The organism is Sediminibacterium sp., from assembly GCF_051861365.1.
In the GTDB taxonomy this organism is placed as follows: domain Bacteria; phylum Bacteroidota; class Bacteroidia; order Chitinophagales; family Chitinophagaceae; genus Sediminibacterium.
The window spans coordinates 21,365-39,124 of record NZ_JBHYCW010000009.1 but is presented as its reverse complement, the minus strand read 5'-3'; the positions used below and the strand labels follow the sequence as shown (position 1 = coordinate 39,124).

Below are 17,760 nucleotides of genomic sequence, written 5' to 3'. Positions count from 1 at the left end.
TGCCGCGATTCAAAGCAAACTTATGGTGGACGTTTTACTGGGTTTACAGTGGGGTGATGAGGGTAAGGGAAAGATCGTTGATTATTTCGCACCCAAATATGATATCATTGCCCGTTTTCAGGGCGGTCCGAATGCAGGACATACCTTATACGTGAATGGACAAAAAATGGTGTTGCATCAGATACCTTCCGGTATTTTTCATCAACACATCGTTAATGTTATTGGTAATGGTGTGGTGCTTGATCCTGTAACCTTGAAGCGTGAGTGTGATGCAGTAGCTGCATATGGTATTGACGTACGTAAGAACTTATTTATCTCACAAAGAACCAATCTGATCGTTCCTACACATCGTGCTTTGGATAAAGCATCTGAATTACAAAAAGGTGATGCAAAAATTGGATCCACTTTGAAAGGCATCGGACCTGCTTATATGGATAAGACAGGAAGAAATGCACTGAGAGTAGGCGATATTTTGAGTCCGTCTTTTGATGCTCAATACAAAGAGCTGCGTGCTAAACACCAGACTTTATTAAATAATTTCAATTTCAGCGAAGATATTTCTGCATCAGAGCAGGAGTTCTTTGAAGCGATTGAGTTTTTGAGAACATTGAATATTATCAACTGCGAATATTTTATCAATAAAAGTTTGGCAGAGGGTAAAAAAGTACTGGCAGAGGGCGCACAAGGAAGTATGTTGGATATCGACTTCGGAACATTCCCTTTCGTTACTTCTTCGAATACCATTTCTGCGGGTGTGTGTACCGGATTGGGGGTTTCTCCAAAACAAATCAATGAAGTATTGGGTGTCACCAAAGCTTATTGTACCCGTGTTGGTGGCGGTCCCTTCCCAACAGAGCTGAATGATGCAACCGGAGAAGAGTTAAGAAGAATTGGTAGCGAATTTGGCGCCACTACCGGACGTCCACGTCGTTGCGGCTGGATTGATCTGGTTGCTTTAAAGTTTGCTTGCATGATCAATGGTGTAACACAGCTCATCATGACTAAAGCGGATGTATTAGATAGTTTTGATACGCTGAACGTTTGTACCGCTTATAAAATCAATGGTCAGGAGCATACTGAAGTTCCTTTTCAGATGTCGGGAGTGGATATTGACCCTGTTTGGAAAAGTTTTTCCGGATGGAAAATAGACAGTACCAGCATCAAAGTTGCCGGTTCCTTGCCTGAAACCATGACAACTTATATCGATTTCATCAACAAATATGTTGGTGCGCCTGTTAAATACGTTTCAAACGGACCGGGCAGAGAACAGATTGTAGCCATTTAGTTTGTGGCATCGCATTTGTAACAAAAAAATTTTTTTGGTTAATCAGAATTTGCGTTGAAATTTTACGCAGTTAATCTTATTGGAAATATGGCAGCAAGATCTGATAAGGATAAAAAATCCTCCACCCTTAAGAAAGCAGCACCTAAAAATGCTGATGAGAAACCGTCTCCAAAAAGCAAAAAGCAAATGGAAGACGATGATGATGATTTGGAAGATGATGATGATGAGATGGATCTCAAAGCTCCTTCCAAAAAAACTGCATCTAAATCTTCGTCTAAGAAATCAAAATCTGATGACGACGACGATGATGATGACGAATTAGATGAAGATTCAGACGATTGGGAAAAACCAGAAGATGAAGACGATGACTGGGATCCCGACTTCGATGAATTTGATATTCCCAAAAGCAAAGGGAAAAAAGCATCCGGCGGCGCAAAAAAGAAGGGCGATGATGATGATTTTAGCTTAGATGAAGACTTCAAAGAATTCGACCTATTTGATGATAAAGCAGGTGGATTTGACGATGATGACGATGATGATTTTTAATCGGCCTAAATAACGATCTATCATTTATTCCTTTTCTATAACAGATAGTATAGAAACCAAACAACAAATGTTGAACTGGGCTAATCAGTTCAACATTTGTTGTTTTCTGGACAACCATCAATACCAAAGTTCCGCATCAGTAGTGGAATGTATGGTTGCCTGTGGTGTAACTGCCGCATTGCCTTCTGATGCTTCTCTGAATACCTTGGATGATTTTATCCATACCCATAAAACCAAATGGATCTTTGGTCATCTGGGATACGACATCAAAAATCAAATTGAACAGCTTCGTTCTATACATACGGATGGTATTCAATTTCCCGATCTTTTCTTTTTTGTTCCCGCAATCATTCTTTCCCTGAAAGAACAAACACTTTTCATAGAAATATACAATGATGCTGATGCGTCAAGTATTTATGAGTCAATTAAAGCTACTCCCGCTGTTTTGAGTGTACCGCAACCTAGCGTATCTGTTCAGCCTAAAATGACCAGACAAAAATATATCGCAACGATTGAGCAGCTTAAACTGCATATACAAAGAGGCGATTGTTATGAGATCAATTTTTGTCAGGAGTTTTATGCTACCGATACAGTGATTGAGCCTTTGTCATTGTATCAACAACTCACAAAAGTTTCACCAAATCCTTTTGCATGTTATTATCGACTAGAAGATAAATACCTGCTCTGTGCCAGTCCGGAACGCTTTTTACAGAAAAAAGGCGATCGTTTATTATCACAACCTATCAAAGGCACTATTCCACGAAATCAATCCGATCCGGAAGCTGATCAACAATTGATTGAGCAATTGCAGAACAGTGAGAAAGACAAAAGTGAAAATGTAATGGTGGTAGATCTGGTACGGAATGATCTTAGCAAAGTATGTCAACAAGGATCGGTGCAAGTCACTGAATTATTTGGCATTTATAGTTTTCCGCAAGTACATCAGATGATTTCTACAGTTGAAGGAGCCCTTGATCCTGCTTATCAGTTTACAGATATCATCAAAGCTTGTTTCCCTATGGGTAGTATGACAGGTGCTCCTAAAAAAAGAGTGATGGAACTGATAGAGCAATATGAACAAAGCAAACGCGGTTTATATTCGGGTGCTGTAGGCTATATCAGTCCTACCGGTGATTTCGATTTTAATGTAGTGATCAGAAGTATTCTTTATAACAGCACTAATCAGTACCTGGGTTATCAGGTTGGCGGTGGTATTACTTTTTATAGTGATCCGGAAAAGGAATATGAAGAATGTCTGGTAAAAGCTGCGGCCATTAGAAGAGTGCTTGAAGGCGCATAAGCCCAATTATCTGGATGCAGAAGCACTTTCCAATAATGATTTCACAGACTCCATCAACAATTGTTGCTTTTTAGCATGGAACACTTGTTCCTTATCCTTGAGTATGCGCATGGAATACTTCTTTCCTTCCGCTAAAGTTTTATCAAAATTCGGGTTCCAACGATTGAATTGATTCAAGTTCATTAAAAGCGCATTGGAGACAATCAGCGAATTGTATCTACCCGCTATTTCAACCACAGTAGAATTATTCAGTTCATCCGTGGTCAGTTGAACCGTTTCTGTACTTTGTAGAATTGCTTTCTTTTGTTCTGTCTCCGCAGCCGTCATGGTAGTCCAACCCCCGCTTCCCTCAAATGCATAATGAGTCCCGATGAATTTTTTGACATGATTTCTGGTTTCTTCAGGTAAATGGTATTGCAAATCCCAGAACTCTCTACTACCCGATTTTCTGATCGCTTGTTTTACACGACCTGCCCCTGCATTATAGGCCGCAACCACCAATAACCAGTCATTGAATTCAGCATACAATTCGCGCATCAGTTTTGCAGCTGCGTGTGTGCTCTTGTAATAATCCAATCGCTCATCTACTGCACCCACACGTAAACCAAAACGTTTGGCTTCATAAGGCATCAACTGCCATGGACCTGCCGCACCTGCCCATGATACCACATTCGATCCGAGATGACTCTCGATCACACTGAGGTATTTCATTTCTTTAGGCAATCCATAAACTGTGAGTACGTTATCATATAAATCGAAATAAGGCTTACCCCAGCTTTTCATTTTCTCCAGATGCTCGCCATTTTTTCGAACATATTCTTGTACAAATGCAACAGCTCTCGGATTCAATTGCGCCTCATAGGGTTTAGAAGCATCAAAACGCTGAGCGGTAAACAAACTTTTAAACCCACTTTTATCATTGAGGGTAGAATCACTGTCTGTTGATGCAGAACCAATACCAGCCGCTTTAAAAGACATCATCCCCAGTGAACCTGCCACAAAAGCAAAGCAGACCAACAATGCTTTGCTGGTGCTGATATGACTTTGTATGCTGATACCAAACCACTTCATGTGATCAAATCCTTTAATTATCAATTAGTTCTGTAATGGGTTGCAATAAGTTGGGTTATGTTCAAAACAGAGCGTCTGTTATTCAGAAAGTTCCAAAAACTGTTTTGAAAGGCGGAGCAAAGATACCTCATCATCCTGAGAAGTCATAATCTGCAGACCAAAGGGCATCCCATTAGGGTGTTTAAACAGCGGTATGGAAATGGCGGGTATTCCTACCAGATTGGCGAATACAGTGTAGATATCACCTAAAAACATGGCCAGCTGGTCATTTTGCAACTCACCAATGCGGTAGGCAGGTGCCGGAACGGTTGGCGAAATAATGGCGTCATAAGATGAAAAAACGGTTGCTGTAAGCTGTTGTAATTTTCTTCTAACTTGTTGAGCTTTAGTAAAATAAGCATCGTAATAGCCGGCACTTAATACAAAACTGCCCAGCATGATTCTTCTCTTTACTTCTTTACCAAACCCTTCACTCCTAGACAACTTATAGAAATCTGTCAGATCATCGGTTGGCTGAGTCGATCTATGTCCAAAACGAACCCCATCATACCGAGAAAGATTACTGGAAGCTTCGGCAGTAGTTAAAACATAGTAAGTAGGCACCACATATTCAAGTAGCTCAAAATCAAGAGGTTCTACGATATAACCTTGGGCTGTTAATTTTTTGATAAAGCCTTCAGTTGCGGCTTTGATTGCAGGGTCTAAACCGGGATGGTCCAATGCTTCTTTAAAATAAGCAATTCTTTTGGGTGGGTCATCCATCTTATTCAATGCAGCGGTAAAATCGGGAACCGGCAACTGAGAAACCGTACTATCAAACGCATCAGCACCGGAAATTACTTGAAGTGTAAGGGCTACATCTTGAATGTTTTTTCCAAAAATACCGATCTGATCAAAAGAAGAAGCATAGGCGATGAGACCATAACGTGATATTCTTCCATAGCCGGGTTTGAGTCCGATGATACCACAAAAATCAGCCGGCTGTCGTACCGATCCACCGGTATCACTCCCCAAACTAATCATACAATGATCTGCTTGAACAGCAACAGCCGAACCACCGGAAGATCCGCCCGGTACGCGTGTTTCGTCCAACGCATTTTTCACCGATCCGTAAGCAGAATGTTCATTACTGCTACCCATGGCAAATTCATCGCAGTTTTGTCGGCCAATAATGATGGCTCCTGCATCCAATAATTTTTGTGTAGCGGTAGCGTTGTATACAGATACAAATCCATCCAGCATCCGGGAAGATGCCGATACACGATGGTCTTTATAACAAATCACATCTTTGAGTCCTATCAATACTCCATGTAAAGGCAAGAGTGGTTGATTGGACGATCTTTCTTTATCCATACTTGCCGCTGCAGCAAGGGCTTCTTCTGCATACACTTCAAGCCAGGCATTCAGGTGTTGATCTGCTTGTATCCTATCGATATAAAAACGAACGGCCTCCACACAGGTGGTTTGGCCGTTCTGTAATGCTGTATGATAGTCTTTGATTGTGCTAAAGCGAAACAAAGGCTAAAAATCTTTTTGAAGTGAAATACTATTGTGCAGCCTGATCCTTTTCTTTGATCCCTTCTTCCAGTTCTTTCTTCACATTGTTCTTTGCATCGTTGAATTCACGGATACCTTTACCCAGTCCACGCATGAATTCGGGGATCTTTCTACCACCAAACAATACCAGTACCACCACTGCGATCAATAAAATTTCCTGAAATCCTAAATTACCCATAAAATAAGTTTTGAGAAGTTCAAAGGTAAGGTAAAACCATACTGAATGAACCAATTAACAGCAAAGTTTATGGATAAATATTTGATAGATGGCTAGACAAAAAAAAGCGGAAACCGATGAACTCAGTTTCCGCTTTTACTATACATCTAATGAAATTAGAATCTTTTTTCCTTAATACGTGCGCTCTTACCGCTACGCTCACGCAAATAGTACAATTTAGCGCGACGAACTTTACCGGTCTTATTCAGAACGATAGAATCGATGTTTGGTGAAAGAATAGGGAACAAACGCTCTACACCTACTCCGTCAGAGATTTTACGCACAGTAAAAGAAGCGGTTGCTCCATTACCCTGTAACTTAATCACATCACCACGGAAGCTCTGGATACGCTCCTTACCACCTTCAATAATTTTATAGTTAACAGTGATATTATCACCTGCTTTGAACTTAGGATATTCTTTCTTTACCGTTAACTGCTCGTGTACAAACTGAACTGCTGCGTTCATAACATTTAATTTTTGCGGACGGCAAAGGTAAGGATGGGGGCGGGATTCTCCAAAAGTTTTTGGGCTGTGAGCTGTGAGCTACGAGCTATGAGCTTTACTTGTTTAACTTATGTATAAAGCTAATAAGCATCTTTTGCTCCTCATCAATTTTATAAATTATTGATTTTCTGATGTTTATTGAGCCAAAGCCAAGCAATTCTGATAAGAGAATATGTGTTTCAAGTTCAAAACAAGACCCTAAAGAAATTTGCAAAAAATGAGCATATTCTCGATCACTTTTTCGACTACTACCCTCTGCTATATTCGCGGGAATTGAGCTTGCAGACCTAGTTATCTGACTGATTAAACCATATTTTTCCTCTTTTGGAAACTCTCGAATCAGTTCATAACATAATTGGGCAATTTCCATTCCTTGCTGCCATACCTTGAGACGTTTAAAGTCTTTCATCACAAATATATTTGACCTGCAAAATAACCCATACCTATACGGTAGATACGAAGTGCACTAGTCAATAGCAAACAACAAAAAACCACCTTATATTCAAAGGTGGTTTTATAGTAAAAATATATCAAGCTCGTAGCTCGAGGCTCGCAGCTCATAGCTTATCTCGCTACATTCACCGCCCGCTTCTCCCGAATCACAGTCACCTTAATCTGACCCGGATAGGTCATTTCAGTTTGTATTTTTTGGGCAATTTCAAAGCTGAGTTTATCGCTGTCGCCGTCGGTTACTTTTTCTGCTTCCACTATTACGCGTAATTCTCTTCCCGCCTGAATGGCGTACGCTTTTTCTACTCCCTGATAAGCCAATGCCAGATTTTCTAGGTCTTTAATTCGTTGCAGGTATTGCTGCATGATTTCTCTACGTGCACCCGGACGCGCTCCACTGATGGCATCACAAGCTTGTACGATCGGAGAAATCACATATAACATTTCCATTTCATCATGGTGAGCACCAATCGCATTCACCACCGCCGGATTTTCGCCATACTTCTCTGCTAATTTAGCACCGAGTAATGCGTGACTCAGTTCTGTTTCTTCATCGGGAACTTTTCCGATATCATGCAATAATCCGGCACGTTTTGCCAATTTAGGATTCATGCCTAATTCAGCTGCCATGATACCACAAAGATTGGCTGTTTCACGGCTATGCATTAACAGATTTTGTCCGTAAGAAGAACGGAATCTCATTTTCCCAACAATACGAATCAATTCTTTATGTAATCCATGTATTCCCATCTCGATCACCGTACGCTCTCCAATTTCCATTACCTGCTCTTCTAACTGGCGTCGGGTTTTTTCTACTACTTCTTCAATACGGGCAGGGTGAATACGCCCGTCCGTTACCAATCTCTGTAAACTCAATCTGGCAATCTCTCTTCTTAATGGGTCAAATGAAGAAAGGATAATGGCTTCCGGTGTATCATCCACGATCAAATCAACACCGGTAGCGGCTTCAATGGCACGGATATTTCTACCTTCTCTACCAATGATCTGACCTTTGATCTCATCGGTTTCTAGGTTGAATACAGTAACCGTATTTTCAATGGTTTGCTCTGCAGCGGTACGTTGAATGGTTTGAATAACGATCTTACGAGCTTCCTTATTCGCCTTCTGCTTCGCATCTTCAATGATCTCCTGTTGTAAAGTAAGCGCTCTGGTTTGTGCTTCCTGACGCAGACTCTCCACCAATTGTGATCTTGCCTCTTCTGCACTGAGACCGGCAATTTTTTCAAGTCTGCGGATATGTTCTTCCTGATGCTTCTCTAACTCAGTGCGCTTCAGATTCACCACTTCAATTTGCCGATTCAGGTTTTCCTTGATCGCTTCATTTTCCTTGATCTGCTTGTCTAAAGCAGCTTCTTTTTGATTGATGGAGATTTCTTTCTGCTTCGCACGATTTTCGGATTCGCTGATCTTACGATTGCGTTCATTCACTTCACGCTCATGCTCAGCTTTTAACTGTACAAAGCGTTCTTTTGCTTCCAGCTGTTTTTCCTTTTTAATGGTTTCAGCCCTTAGCTCTGCTTCTTTCAGGATATTTTGTGCCTGTAGATGGGCTTCATCAATTTGTTTTTGGGTGTTTTTGGCAAAGATGAATTTACCTGCTATCAACCCCACAATGAGTGCCACAGGTGCGGCTATGATCAAGACAAGCGTCTGGTCCATTTTCTAATTCGTTTTTTAAATAGTTCAAAATCATTGATTCACAATAACACATCACAATTTACAATAATGAGTAAACGGATAAGAGCGAAGATAATTAAATACGTAGAAGAAAAGTGAAATCTGTTTAGAATAGTCCATAGTCCATGGCAAGAACAATTCTTTTGCTTTTTTCCTCCTGCTATGGACTATCGACCATGGACTGGGTACTACTGCCCCCCTTCCTCCAGGGCTTTATCGAGCTGACGCTCGAGGGTGGCTAGTTTTTGGGAGGCTTCTTCCCATTTAACCAGTTCTATTCCGCTTTGATTCTGTTCAGTGGCAAACCATAACAGCACCATCGAAACGTAGTCTTGCATGTCTTTACCCGCTAGGTTCGTCTTAAACTCAGTGATTTTATCATTGATCAACCCCGCAGTCTTACGTACCATTTCTTCGTCTTGGGGTTCAATACGTAGACGATAATTACGATCTGCGATGACAATATTGACAGGAATTAACTCAGACATGCAATTAGGTATTTAACAGCGCCAAACATTTATCGATTTCTTTGAGATAACCATTGATCCGTTTTTCCAATACAGCTTTTTCTTCCGGAGATTTTGCGGTAGCACTGAGTTTCAGTGCATCCAACTGTTGATGAAGCATCGCAATTGCAGCTTCCTTTTCCGCTAAGGATTGCTTGCTTTTTTCCAACTCTTTCGTCAACCGCTGGTTCTCCTTCACCAACACTTGCTGATTCCGCAACAATTGCTGAAGCTTTTCTTGAATATTTTTGATATGCCGATCAAGATCTAACATCTCTCTAAGATAGTTTCAATTTTAGGGGTTACAACATTTTTAGTGCACTTATTTTGCACTTTATAGCGTGTGGCTTGCAGCTTGTAGCTTATAGGTCATAGCTAATAGTAGGAATGAGGTTTTGCTATTTGCCATGAACTATACGCTATAAGCCATTAGCTAAAGCCTTACTTTCTGATCTCCGCTCCCACTTCCTTCTCCAGCGCCTGAATTAGCTTAGCCACCATGCTATCGGCTTCTTTATCAGTCAGGGTTTTTTCTTCATCGGTAAAGGTGAAACTGATGGCCATGGATTTTTTTCCGGCTCCCAGTTTATCGCTTTCAAATACATCAAATAAACGCATGTCGGTAAGGCGAGGAATCTTTAATTGCTGTACCACCGCTTCTATTGCTGCATATGTGGTATTGCGATTCACCACCAACGCCAGATCACGCTGCATGATTGGGAACTTATTCACTTCTTTATAAGTGATTTTTTGTTGGGAAACCAATTGGGTGAACGTTAGATAGTTGATGTCTACAAACACTACATTTTGCTTGATATCAAATGCAGCTGCTTTCTTTTTATCTACTTCCGTTACAATCCCCACTTGTTGTTTTCCAACATACAATTCCAGTGTAGATGCATCATTCGCCGATGGAACGAAATGAAGTCCCTTCAAGCCTGTCAATTGAATGATTGCTTGCACAATTCCCTTTCCGTGATAAATGTCAAAAACACCCGGCTTGCCTCTCCATCCTGCTTCAGTGGATTGTCCGGTCAGGTATATACACAAACGTTCCTCTTCCCGATATTGACCAACAGCGTCTGTTGCATAGACTTTTCCAAACTCAAACAACTGCAAATGCAGGTTTCTACGGTTCAAATTATAAGCAACCGTTTCAAGTCCGGTTTCCAGCATGGTTGGACGTAAAACATCCAGTTCCACACTAAGATTATTCAACATTTTGACTGAACTCGCTAATACTTCTTCTGAGAAATATTTACTATTGGTTATAGAATTGGTAAGTATTTCAACAAAACCCAGTCCAACCAAATAACCGGCAATCTTATCTTTCAATGCTTCTTTCACACCCGATGCAGCTATGGCCGGACTAATTGTGATAGAGGTAGGAATATCAATATTATCCAGACCATCGATGCGAATGATTTCTTCTACGATATCTGCCGGAATACTGATATCCGGTTTGTTGTAGGGAACTGCAACTTTAAGTTCATCAATATCTTCTCTCACTACTTCAAAGCCTAATGCATTCAATATCTTTTTAACTTTATCTGGATGATAGTTCTTCCCGCTTAATTTTTTGATATAATGATACTTCACTGCCACTTCTGTTTTGGCTTTGGGTGAAGGATATACATCTGTAACATCACTTGCAATCTCGCCACCTGCAACCTCTTTAATGAGTAATGCAGCACGTTGTAATACCTGTACGCAACCAGATATATCAACACCTTTTTCAAAACGTGTAGCAGCTTCTGTTCTCAATCCATGTCGTAAAGATGTTTTACGAACGGAAATGGGATGAAACCATGCGCTCTCTAAAAATATATTCGTTGTAGCTGATGTAACACCACTCTTAGCTCCACCAAAAACACCTGCAATGCACATTCCTTCTCCAGATCCATTACAGATCATCAGGTCTTCTGCTGATAGTTTCCGTTCCTTTTCATCGAGTGTGATAAAACTACTTCCCTCGTCTAAATTTTTTACCACTACTTCTCCGCCTTTGATCGTATCTGCATCAAAAGCATGCAGTGGTTGACCGGTTTCATGCAGGATATAATTCGTAATGTCAACGATATTGTTGATGGGTCTTTGTCCAATGGCCAGTAGACGATTTTTCAACCAAGCCGGAGATTCTTTTACGGTAACGCCTGTAATACTTACACCCGCATATCTTGGACAAGCTTCCTGATTTTCTACCGTTACCTTGATGGGCAGTTTTTTTGAATCAACTTTGAATGTATTGCTGAATGGTGAAACAGGCTTGGCTTCTTGTTCATGGTGGGTGAGATAGGCACAAACATCTTTTGCCACACCCAAATGACTCATTGCATCCATACGATTGGGTGTGAGTCCGATCTCATAAATCCAATCATTGTAGGGTGTAAATAAACTTGCTGCATCGGTACCGGGAACTGAATCAGCCGGTAATACCATGATTCCGTCATGACTGGTACCCACACCAATTTCGTCTTCTGCACAAATCATACCCTGACTTTCCACCCCACGAATCTTGGCAATCCGCATGGTTAAAGGCTCTCCGCCAATGGGATAAATGGTAGTACCAACCGTTGCAACAATTACTTTTTGTCCGGCAGCTACATTGGCAGCCCCACAAACAATCTGCAGCGGTGTTTCTCCGCCAATATTTACGGTAGTGATCTTTAATTTATCAGCATTGGGATGTTGTTCACAGGTAAGTACTTCACCTATTACCAAACCTTTCAATCCACCCTTGATGCTCTCATACGCTTCCAGACTCTCCACTTCCAATCCGATAGAAGTCAAGATTTTAGACAATGCTTCAGGTTCAAGGGTTGTGGGGAGGTATTCACTCAGCCAGTTATAACTAATGGTCATATTCGATTGCTCTTTTCGGGGTGTAAAAGTAAGGATAATAAGCTGCAAGCGACAAGCTACAGGCTACAAGCTATAGCTCAAAAGATTTAGATCTAAAATTTTCAACTACAGCACAACGTTTTGACAACAACTAGCCGATACTAAAGTCTTCGTCACTTGAAGCCTCTAGCGTGAGGCTTGCAGCTTGAAGCTTACAGCTCTTTAATTACGCTTTTCTCCCATCTCCAACCCCATTTTTTAGAAATTTCTTTGTACACAGGTATTTGTGCATTTCCTGTGTGTTTGGTCGGAAAACTTTTGATTTTGGGGGATAACCTTAGTAATTTGTGTGAATAGAGCGGTGAATAAACTGCGTGGAACTGTGAATTGATGTGGATGAAAAATGCCAGAAAAAAATTTTAGTAAGACAATTTTCTACACCATATTCGCTCCCCCTAACTGCCGAGGTAACAATTCCGTAACACGGGAAATGACTTAGGAAGGAAATAGGAAACTTACTAACCACCAACCAAGAACTGACTACGACCATGGATCTGACCAGCCTGAATAAAGACCGCAAAAGAAGAAAGCCCGCAGTAGACCTTAGCACAATGGTATATGGAAAAGTACCCCCTCAGGCCAAAGAATTAGAGGAAGCGGTATTGGGTGCTATCATGCTGGAAAAAAGTGCTTTTGATACCGTTACAGAAATCGTTAAGCCCGAGTGTTTTTATGTAGAAGCACACCAGCTCATTTTCAAAGCAATGCAAAGTCTGCAACAGAAAAGTATGCCCATCGATATACTCACTGTGGTAGAAGAATTGAAAATGAAAGAACAACTGGATGCAGTGGGTGGCCCCTATTATGTTACCAAACTCACCAACTCAGTTGTTTCTACTGCGAATATTGATGCGCATGCGCGTATCGTTTTACAAAAATTTATTCAGCGTGAATTGATTCGTATCAGTGGTGAAATTATTGGTGATGCGTATGAAGACAGTACCGATGTCTTTGATTTATTGGATGACAGTGAAACCAAAATGTTCAACATCACCAACAATTATCTGAAAAAGAATTTTGAAGATGTAGGAAACGTGTTAGCCAAAACATTGAACAGAATTGATGAACTGCGTACCAAAACAGAAGATGTCTCCGGTGTACCGAGTGGATTTTCAACATTAGATCGTGTGACGTATGGATGGCAACCCACCGACTTAATCATTCTTGCAGCAAGACCTTCAGTGGGTAAAACTGCGTTTGCATTGAACCTTGCCAGAAATGCGGCCCTGAATAAAATCAAACCCGTAGGTGTTGGATTTTTCAGTTTGGAAATGAGTGCATCGCAGTTGGTTCAGCGTATTCTCAGTGCTGAAAGTGAAATACCACTGGAAAAAATATCACGCGGTAAATTGGAGGATCATGAATATGAGCAACTGCTGCACAAGGGTATTAAAGCCTTAGAAAATGCACCACTCTATATCGATGATACTGCTGCATTGAATATTTTCGAATTCCGTGCCAAGGCAAGAAGAATGGTAAATAAATACAATGTCGGACTGATCATCATCGACTACTTGCAGTTAATGAGTGGTAGCGCAGATAGAAATTCAAACCGTGAACAAGAGATCAGTACCATTTCACGAAGTTTAAAAGCATTGGCAAAAGAATTGAGTATTCCCATCATTGCATTGAGCCAGTTGAGTCGTGCGGTGGAAACCAGAAAAGAAAGTAAAATTCCTCAGTTGAGTGATCTTCGTGAATCGGGCGCTATTGAACAGGATGCGGATATGGTTATGTTTATCTATCGCCCTGAATATTATGAAGTCAATAGCAATGAAATGGGCGAAAGCACCAAAGGCGAAACCCATATTCGTATTGCCAAGCACAGAAATGGTTCACTGGAAAACATCATACTGAAAGCCAATCTGTCTATCCAGAAATTTGAAATAGCCAACGATGATTCCAAGTTTTTAGGAACCGGTAATTACAGACCACTACCTCCGGGTACATTATCCAACTCAAACACAGAGCCGGATAGTGGCAAACTCTTTATACAGAAAGGAAGCAAAATGAATGGAGGAGATTTTGATGAAGGTTTTGACAACGATGTTCCTTTTTAATCTGTGAATGAACTGTATGGTCAATTGTGAATAATCTTTTGCTTCATGGCTTTACCTTTTTTTTACGAATCAACCGTTGCAGCCTCTTCTTCTTTATTCGAACTGAGTGAAGAAACCAGTAAACATTGTATTCAGGTACTGAGGATGAAAACAGGTGAACGCATTCAACTGACCAACGGCAAAGGCGGATTGTACACAGCAAGCATTGCGCACGAGGATAAAAAACATTGTACGGTAAATATCGAATCAGCAAAACAATATCCGGCGCCTGAGAAAAAAACAACCATCGCCGTTTCACTACTCAAAAATGCCAGTCGATTTGAATGGTTCTTAGAAAAAGCTACTGAGGTTGGTATTACAGAGATCATTCCATTGATCTGTTCAAGAACGGAACACACACGTTTTCGTTTTGAAAGAATGCAGCAAATTCTCATTTCAGCGATGTTACAGAGTCAGCAAAGCTGGTTACCTGTTTTACACGAACCCATCAAACTTCAAACACTGTTTGAGGCTCATTCAGCTACTCAGAAATTAATTGCACATTGCGAAGAGGATGTCAAGACCCCCATTCATTCGATCTCATTCAATGAATCTGTACTAATGCTCATTGGTCCGGAAGGAGATTTTACACCGGAAGAAATCAGGCTGGCCATCCATCATGCTTATCAACCCGTTTCTCTGGGAAATACTCGATTGCGAACAGAAACCGCAGCAATCGTTGCCAGCACTTTTTTATCCATACGATAAAAAAACTCCCTGCACATCATCATTCGAAACAGTTCCTTTTGTAAATTCATTACATGAGCAGGTACTTCTTTTTTTGTTGCATACTATCTTTTTTGCTGATACAATCATGCAGTAATAGCAGCAGCAAAAAACCTGTTTTTAGAGACACATCCATCACTGTTGCTACCTCTTTCAATGATCTGTTTATGGATAGTCTCGAACTTGATCAATTCCTAAAAAATAATACTGCATATCAAGACTATACAGAACAGTTCAATGATTTTTATAAAGACCGAAACTATGCGTATGCCTGGTTTGACAGCAGTGGTCTTTCAGAACAAGCATCTAACTTCAGAAATTTACAATTGAATTTTATCAGCAGTTTTGAAGACAGCAGTCTGTATCATCCTGAAATGGAACAATTACTCGAGCGCTTCGTATCATCCAATAAAAAAAATAAGCCGGCAGATTCATTGGTTTTAAAAGCTGAATTATTATTGACCGGACAATTTTTCCGTTATGCAGCTAAAGTTTACAAAGGAAGCGATATTGATGCGGCAGAACTAGGCTGGTTCATTCCAAGAAAAAAAATCGATCTACATGCATTGCTGGATTCGGCGATCCTTCATAAAAATGAAGAAGCGTATGCACCACAAAACCAGCAGTATAAAAAACTACAACAATATGTAGAACGCTACTCAGCTTTGGCCAAGCAACATTCACCAGATCCCATTCCTCCACTTCAAAAATCACTCCGAAGTGGAGATTCATCTGCTATTCTGATACAGATCAAAAAGCATTTACAATTGGTGGGAGATCTGGAAGAAAATGTAGATAGTCCTTTGTTTGATACGGCCCTTGTTATCGCTACCAAAAAATACCAGCAACGAATGGGATTAACCATTGATGGTGTGATTGGCAATAAAATGATTGCAGAACTCAATGTACCATTGAAACAAAGACTGCGTCAAATTCTCATCAACCTGGAACGTTTGAGATGGATGCCGCCTGAAAAAGACACGAACTATATTTTGGTCAATATCCCCGAATATAAAATGCATGTGTACGACAGTGGTCGATTACAGTTCGATATCAATGTGATTGTAGGTACGGCTGCGAATAATACCGTTATTTTCAATGATAAACTTCAATACGTGGTATTTAGCCCATACTGGAATGTACCCGAAAGTATTGTTACAGGTGAGATTCTGCCTGCTATTAAAAAAAATCCTGATTATCTCACCAAACAAAATATGGAAATTGTAAAACAAGGCAAGATACCTGTAATCAGACAGAACCCAGGTCCGGGTAACTCGCTTGGATTGGTTAAGTTTTTATTCCCGAATAATTACAATATCTATTTTCACGATACTCCGAATCGGAATCTTTTTTCCCAATCGAGTAGAAGTTTTAGTCATGGGTGTATCCGCATTGCAGAACCTAAAAAAATGGCTGCCTATCTGTTACGACAAGACAGCAGTTGGAATGATCGTACCATTGATAGTGCCATGCATTTGAAAAAAGAAAAATGGGTTGCCTTGAAAAAATCAGTACCTGTATTCATCGTGTATTTTACAGCCTGGGTAGATAAAAATGGGGAGCTGAATTTCAGAAAAGACATCTATAAACATGACGAAAAAATGGCTAATAAATTATTCAAGTCATAAAAGACCATCAGCTTCAGTAGAATTACTAACCTAGAGACTTCAACTACTTTCTTACCTTTGTTTAAACCAGTGACCATGCATTTGATTGAAGTAAATGATGCTGCTACTAAGAAAGAATTTTTGGAAGTAAGTGCAAGATTGAACCAACACAATCCTGCTTATATCAGACCTTTGAATAATGAGGTAGAAGCTGTATTTGATGCTGAAAAGAACAAACAATTCAAATACGGCACTGCCAAGCGATGGATCGCCGAAACCGATGATGGAGAAGTAGTAGGTCGCATTGCCGCATTTACCAGCTCTAAATACATCAATAAGGGAACTGATTTTCCGACAGGTGGTATTGGTTTTTTTGATTGTATCAATGATCAGGCTACGGCTAATCTTTTATTTGATACTGCCAAACAATGGTTACAAGAACAAGGTATGGAAGCCATGGATGGCCCCATCAATTTTGGGGATCGCGATAAATGGTGGGGATTAATGGTTGAAGGATTTGATAAAGAGCCTATGTATGGTATGTCATTCAATCCAGATTATTATGAATCACTTTTTACCACTTATGGGTTTCAGAACTACTATAATCAGTATTATTATTCGATGCAGGTAGATGATCCACTACCCCCTCGCTTTCCTGAGAGACATGCAAAATTCAAAGGCAAAACCGGCTATGAAGCCAAGCATGTGAAACTATCCGAGTTGGATAAATATGCAGGAGATTTTGCTACGGTATACAACGCAGCCTGGGCGCAACATGGAGAAAACAAAGAGATCACCAAAGAGCAAGTGATCAAGTTATTCAAAACCATGAAGCCCATCATGGATGAAAGGGTAGTATGGTTTGCTTATTATAAAGAGGAGCCGATTGCTATGTTCATCAATATTCCTGATATCAACCAATACTTCAAGCACTTCAATGGGAAATTCGGCATTTTACAAAAACTACATCTTTTATGGATGAAATACACAGGCGCCTGTAAACGTTTGACAGGTCTCGCTTTTGGTGTGGTTCCTAAGTACCAAGCCTTGGGTATCGATAGTTTTTTAATCTATGAATGTGGTTTACTGATCCAAAATAAAGGGTGGTATTTTGAATATGAAATGGGTTGGGCCGGTGATTGGAACCCAAAAATGTTGAATATCTATAAAAGTTTAGGCGGAGTACCCAGTCGCAGAATGGTCACTTTCCGCTATCTTTTTGATCAAAACAGAGCTTTTGAAAGGCATCCGGAGATGGAATATAAATAAGCTACTAGCCGCCAGCTACTAG

General features: G+C 40.4%; 16 protein-coding genes. 7 read left to right on the top strand and 9 right to left on the bottom strand.

The window, feature by feature from the left end; translation table 11 throughout:
- Positions 1-22: 22 nt before the first annotated feature.
- The 3 genes from ACTIEV_RS05780 to pabB all read left to right on the top strand — a co-directional run bounded on the left by ACTIEV_RS05780 (position 23) and on the right by pabB (position 3,131).
- Positions 23-1,285 carry an adenylosuccinate synthase gene (locus ACTIEV_RS05780; RefSeq protein ID WP_322195577.1) on the top strand — a complete coding sequence of 421 codons (1,263 nt, stop codon included), beginning with the start codon at positions 23-25 and terminating at the stop codon, positions 1,283-1,285.
- Positions 1,286-1,372: 87 nt separating this feature from the next.
- On the top strand, positions 1,373-1,831 hold the full coding sequence (locus ACTIEV_RS05775) for a hypothetical protein (RefSeq protein WP_322195578.1): 459 nt from the start codon (positions 1,373-1,375) through the stop codon (positions 1,829-1,831).
- A gap of 67 nt (positions 1,832-1,898) precedes the next feature.
- Positions 1,899-3,131, top strand: a complete 1,233-nt coding sequence (pabB, locus tag ACTIEV_RS05770; protein WP_322195579.1) for an aminodeoxychorismate synthase component I — start codon at positions 1,899-1,901, stop codon at positions 3,129-3,131.
- A gap of 6 nt (positions 3,132-3,137) precedes the next feature.
- Here the strand turns inward: pabB and ACTIEV_RS05765 are convergent, their stop codons facing one another.
- The 9 genes from ACTIEV_RS05765 to pheT form a co-directional block, all read right to left on the bottom strand.
- A complete protein-coding gene (locus ACTIEV_RS05765; RefSeq protein WP_322195580.1) occupies positions 3,138-4,202 on the bottom strand; it encodes a lytic transglycosylase domain-containing protein in 1,065 nt (354 codons plus the stop codon).
- Positions 4,203-4,280: 78 nt separating this feature from the next.
- Positions 4,281-5,720 carry an Asp-tRNA(Asn)/Glu-tRNA(Gln) amidotransferase subunit GatA gene (gene gatA, locus ACTIEV_RS05760; RefSeq protein WP_322195581.1) on the bottom strand — a complete coding sequence of 480 codons (1,440 nt, stop codon included), beginning with the start codon at positions 5,718-5,720 and terminating at the stop codon, positions 4,281-4,283.
- 28 nt (positions 5,721-5,748) lie between these two features.
- Positions 5,749-5,937 carry a Sec-independent protein translocase subunit TatA/TatB gene (locus ACTIEV_RS05755; RefSeq protein WP_178886965.1) on the bottom strand — a complete coding sequence of 63 codons (189 nt, stop codon included), beginning with the start codon at positions 5,935-5,937 and terminating at the stop codon, positions 5,749-5,751.
- A 155-nt stretch (positions 5,938-6,092) separates the two neighbouring features.
- A complete protein-coding gene (rplS, locus tag ACTIEV_RS05750) occupies positions 6,093-6,443 on the bottom strand; it encodes a 50S ribosomal protein L19 (RefSeq protein ID WP_133474606.1) in 351 nt (116 codons plus the stop codon).
- 94 nt (positions 6,444-6,537) lie between these two features.
- Positions 6,538-6,891, bottom strand: a complete 354-nt coding sequence (locus ACTIEV_RS05745) for a four helix bundle protein (protein ID WP_322195582.1) — start codon at positions 6,889-6,891, stop codon at positions 6,538-6,540.
- A 155-nt stretch (positions 6,892-7,046) separates the two neighbouring features.
- The gene (gene rny / locus ACTIEV_RS05740) at positions 7,047-8,612 is read right to left on the bottom strand and encodes a ribonuclease Y (RefSeq protein ID WP_322195583.1); all 1,566 of its coding nucleotides are present in this window, start codon (positions 8,610-8,612) and stop codon (positions 7,047-7,049) included.
- Between the two features lie 206 nt (positions 8,613-8,818).
- On the bottom strand, positions 8,819-9,118 hold the full coding sequence (locus tag ACTIEV_RS05735) for a cell division protein ZapA (RefSeq protein ID WP_322195584.1): 300 nt from the start codon (positions 9,116-9,118) through the stop codon (positions 8,819-8,821).
- 4 nt (positions 9,119-9,122) lie between these two features.
- The gene (locus ACTIEV_RS05730) at positions 9,123-9,410 is read right to left on the bottom strand and encodes a hypothetical protein (RefSeq protein WP_322195585.1); all 288 of its coding nucleotides are present in this window, start codon (positions 9,408-9,410) and stop codon (positions 9,123-9,125) included.
- A 167-nt stretch (positions 9,411-9,577) separates the two neighbouring features.
- A complete protein-coding gene (gene pheT / locus ACTIEV_RS05725; RefSeq protein WP_322195586.1) occupies positions 9,578-11,998 on the bottom strand; it encodes a phenylalanine--tRNA ligase subunit beta in 2,421 nt (806 codons plus the stop codon).
- A 527-nt stretch (positions 11,999-12,525) separates the two neighbouring features.
- Here pheT and dnaB point away from each other — a divergent pair.
- The 4 genes from dnaB (at position 12,526) to ACTIEV_RS05705 (ending at position 17,738) form a co-directional block, all read left to right on the top strand.
- Positions 12,526-14,097: a replicative DNA helicase gene (gene dnaB / locus ACTIEV_RS05720; protein WP_322195587.1), complete on the top strand. Its 1,572-nt coding sequence runs from the start codon at positions 12,526-12,528 to the stop codon at positions 14,095-14,097.
- 45 nt (positions 14,098-14,142) lie between these two features.
- Positions 14,143-14,844, top strand: a complete 702-nt coding sequence (locus ACTIEV_RS05715) for an RsmE family RNA methyltransferase (protein ID WP_322195588.1) — start codon at positions 14,143-14,145, stop codon at positions 14,842-14,844.
- A 92-nt stretch (positions 14,845-14,936) separates the two neighbouring features.
- A complete protein-coding gene (locus ACTIEV_RS05710; protein WP_322195589.1) occupies positions 14,937-16,490 on the top strand; it encodes a L,D-transpeptidase family protein in 1,554 nt (517 codons plus the stop codon).
- Positions 16,491-16,565: 75 nt separating this feature from the next.
- On the top strand, positions 16,566-17,738 hold the full coding sequence (locus tag ACTIEV_RS05705) for a hypothetical protein (protein WP_322195590.1): 1,173 nt from the start codon (positions 16,566-16,568) through the stop codon (positions 17,736-17,738).
- The last annotated feature ends 22 nt before the right edge of the window (positions 17,739-17,760 follow it).

Coding starts and splice junctions, on each gene's coding strand:
- ACTIEV_RS05780 (WP_322195577.1), top strand. CDS start 23: ATGGTGGACGTTTTACTGGGTTTACAGTGGGGTGATGAGGGTAAGGGA.
- ACTIEV_RS05775 (WP_322195578.1), top strand. CDS start 1,373: ATGGCAGCAAGATCTGATAAGGATAAAAAATCCTCCACCCTTAAGAAA.
- pabB (WP_322195579.1), top strand. CDS start 1,899: ATGTTGAACTGGGCTAATCAGTTCAACATTTGTTGTTTTCTGGACAAC.
- ACTIEV_RS05765 (WP_322195580.1), bottom strand. CDS start 4,202: ATGAAGTGGTTTGGTATCAGCATACAAAGTCATATCAGCACCAGCAAA.
- ACTIEV_RS05755 (WP_178886965.1), bottom strand. CDS start 5,937: ATGGGTAATTTAGGATTTCAGGAAATTTTATTGATCGCAGTGGTGGTA.
- rplS (WP_133474606.1), bottom strand. CDS start 6,443: ATGAACGCAGCAGTTCAGTTTGTACACGAGCAGTTAACGGTAAAGAAA.
- ACTIEV_RS05745 (WP_322195582.1), bottom strand. CDS start 6,891: ATGAAAGACTTTAAACGTCTCAAGGTATGGCAGCAAGGAATGGAAATT.
- rny (WP_322195583.1), bottom strand. CDS start 8,612: ATGGACCAGACGCTTGTCTTGATCATAGCCGCACCTGTGGCACTCATT.
- ACTIEV_RS05735 (WP_322195584.1), bottom strand. CDS start 9,118: ATGTCTGAGTTAATTCCTGTCAATATTGTCATCGCAGATCGTAATTAT.
- ACTIEV_RS05730 (WP_322195585.1), bottom strand. CDS start 9,410: ATGTTAGATCTTGATCGGCATATCAAAAATATTCAAGAAAAGCTTCAG.
- pheT (WP_322195586.1), bottom strand. CDS start 11,998: ATGACCATTAGTTATAACTGGCTGAGTGAATACCTCCCCACAACCCTT.
- dnaB (WP_322195587.1), top strand. CDS start 12,526: ATGGATCTGACCAGCCTGAATAAAGACCGCAAAAGAAGAAAGCCCGCA.
- ACTIEV_RS05715 (WP_322195588.1), top strand. CDS start 14,143: ATGGCTTTACCTTTTTTTTACGAATCAACCGTTGCAGCCTCTTCTTCT.
- ACTIEV_RS05705 (WP_322195590.1), top strand. CDS start 16,566: ATGCATTTGATTGAAGTAAATGATGCTGCTACTAAGAAAGAATTTTTG.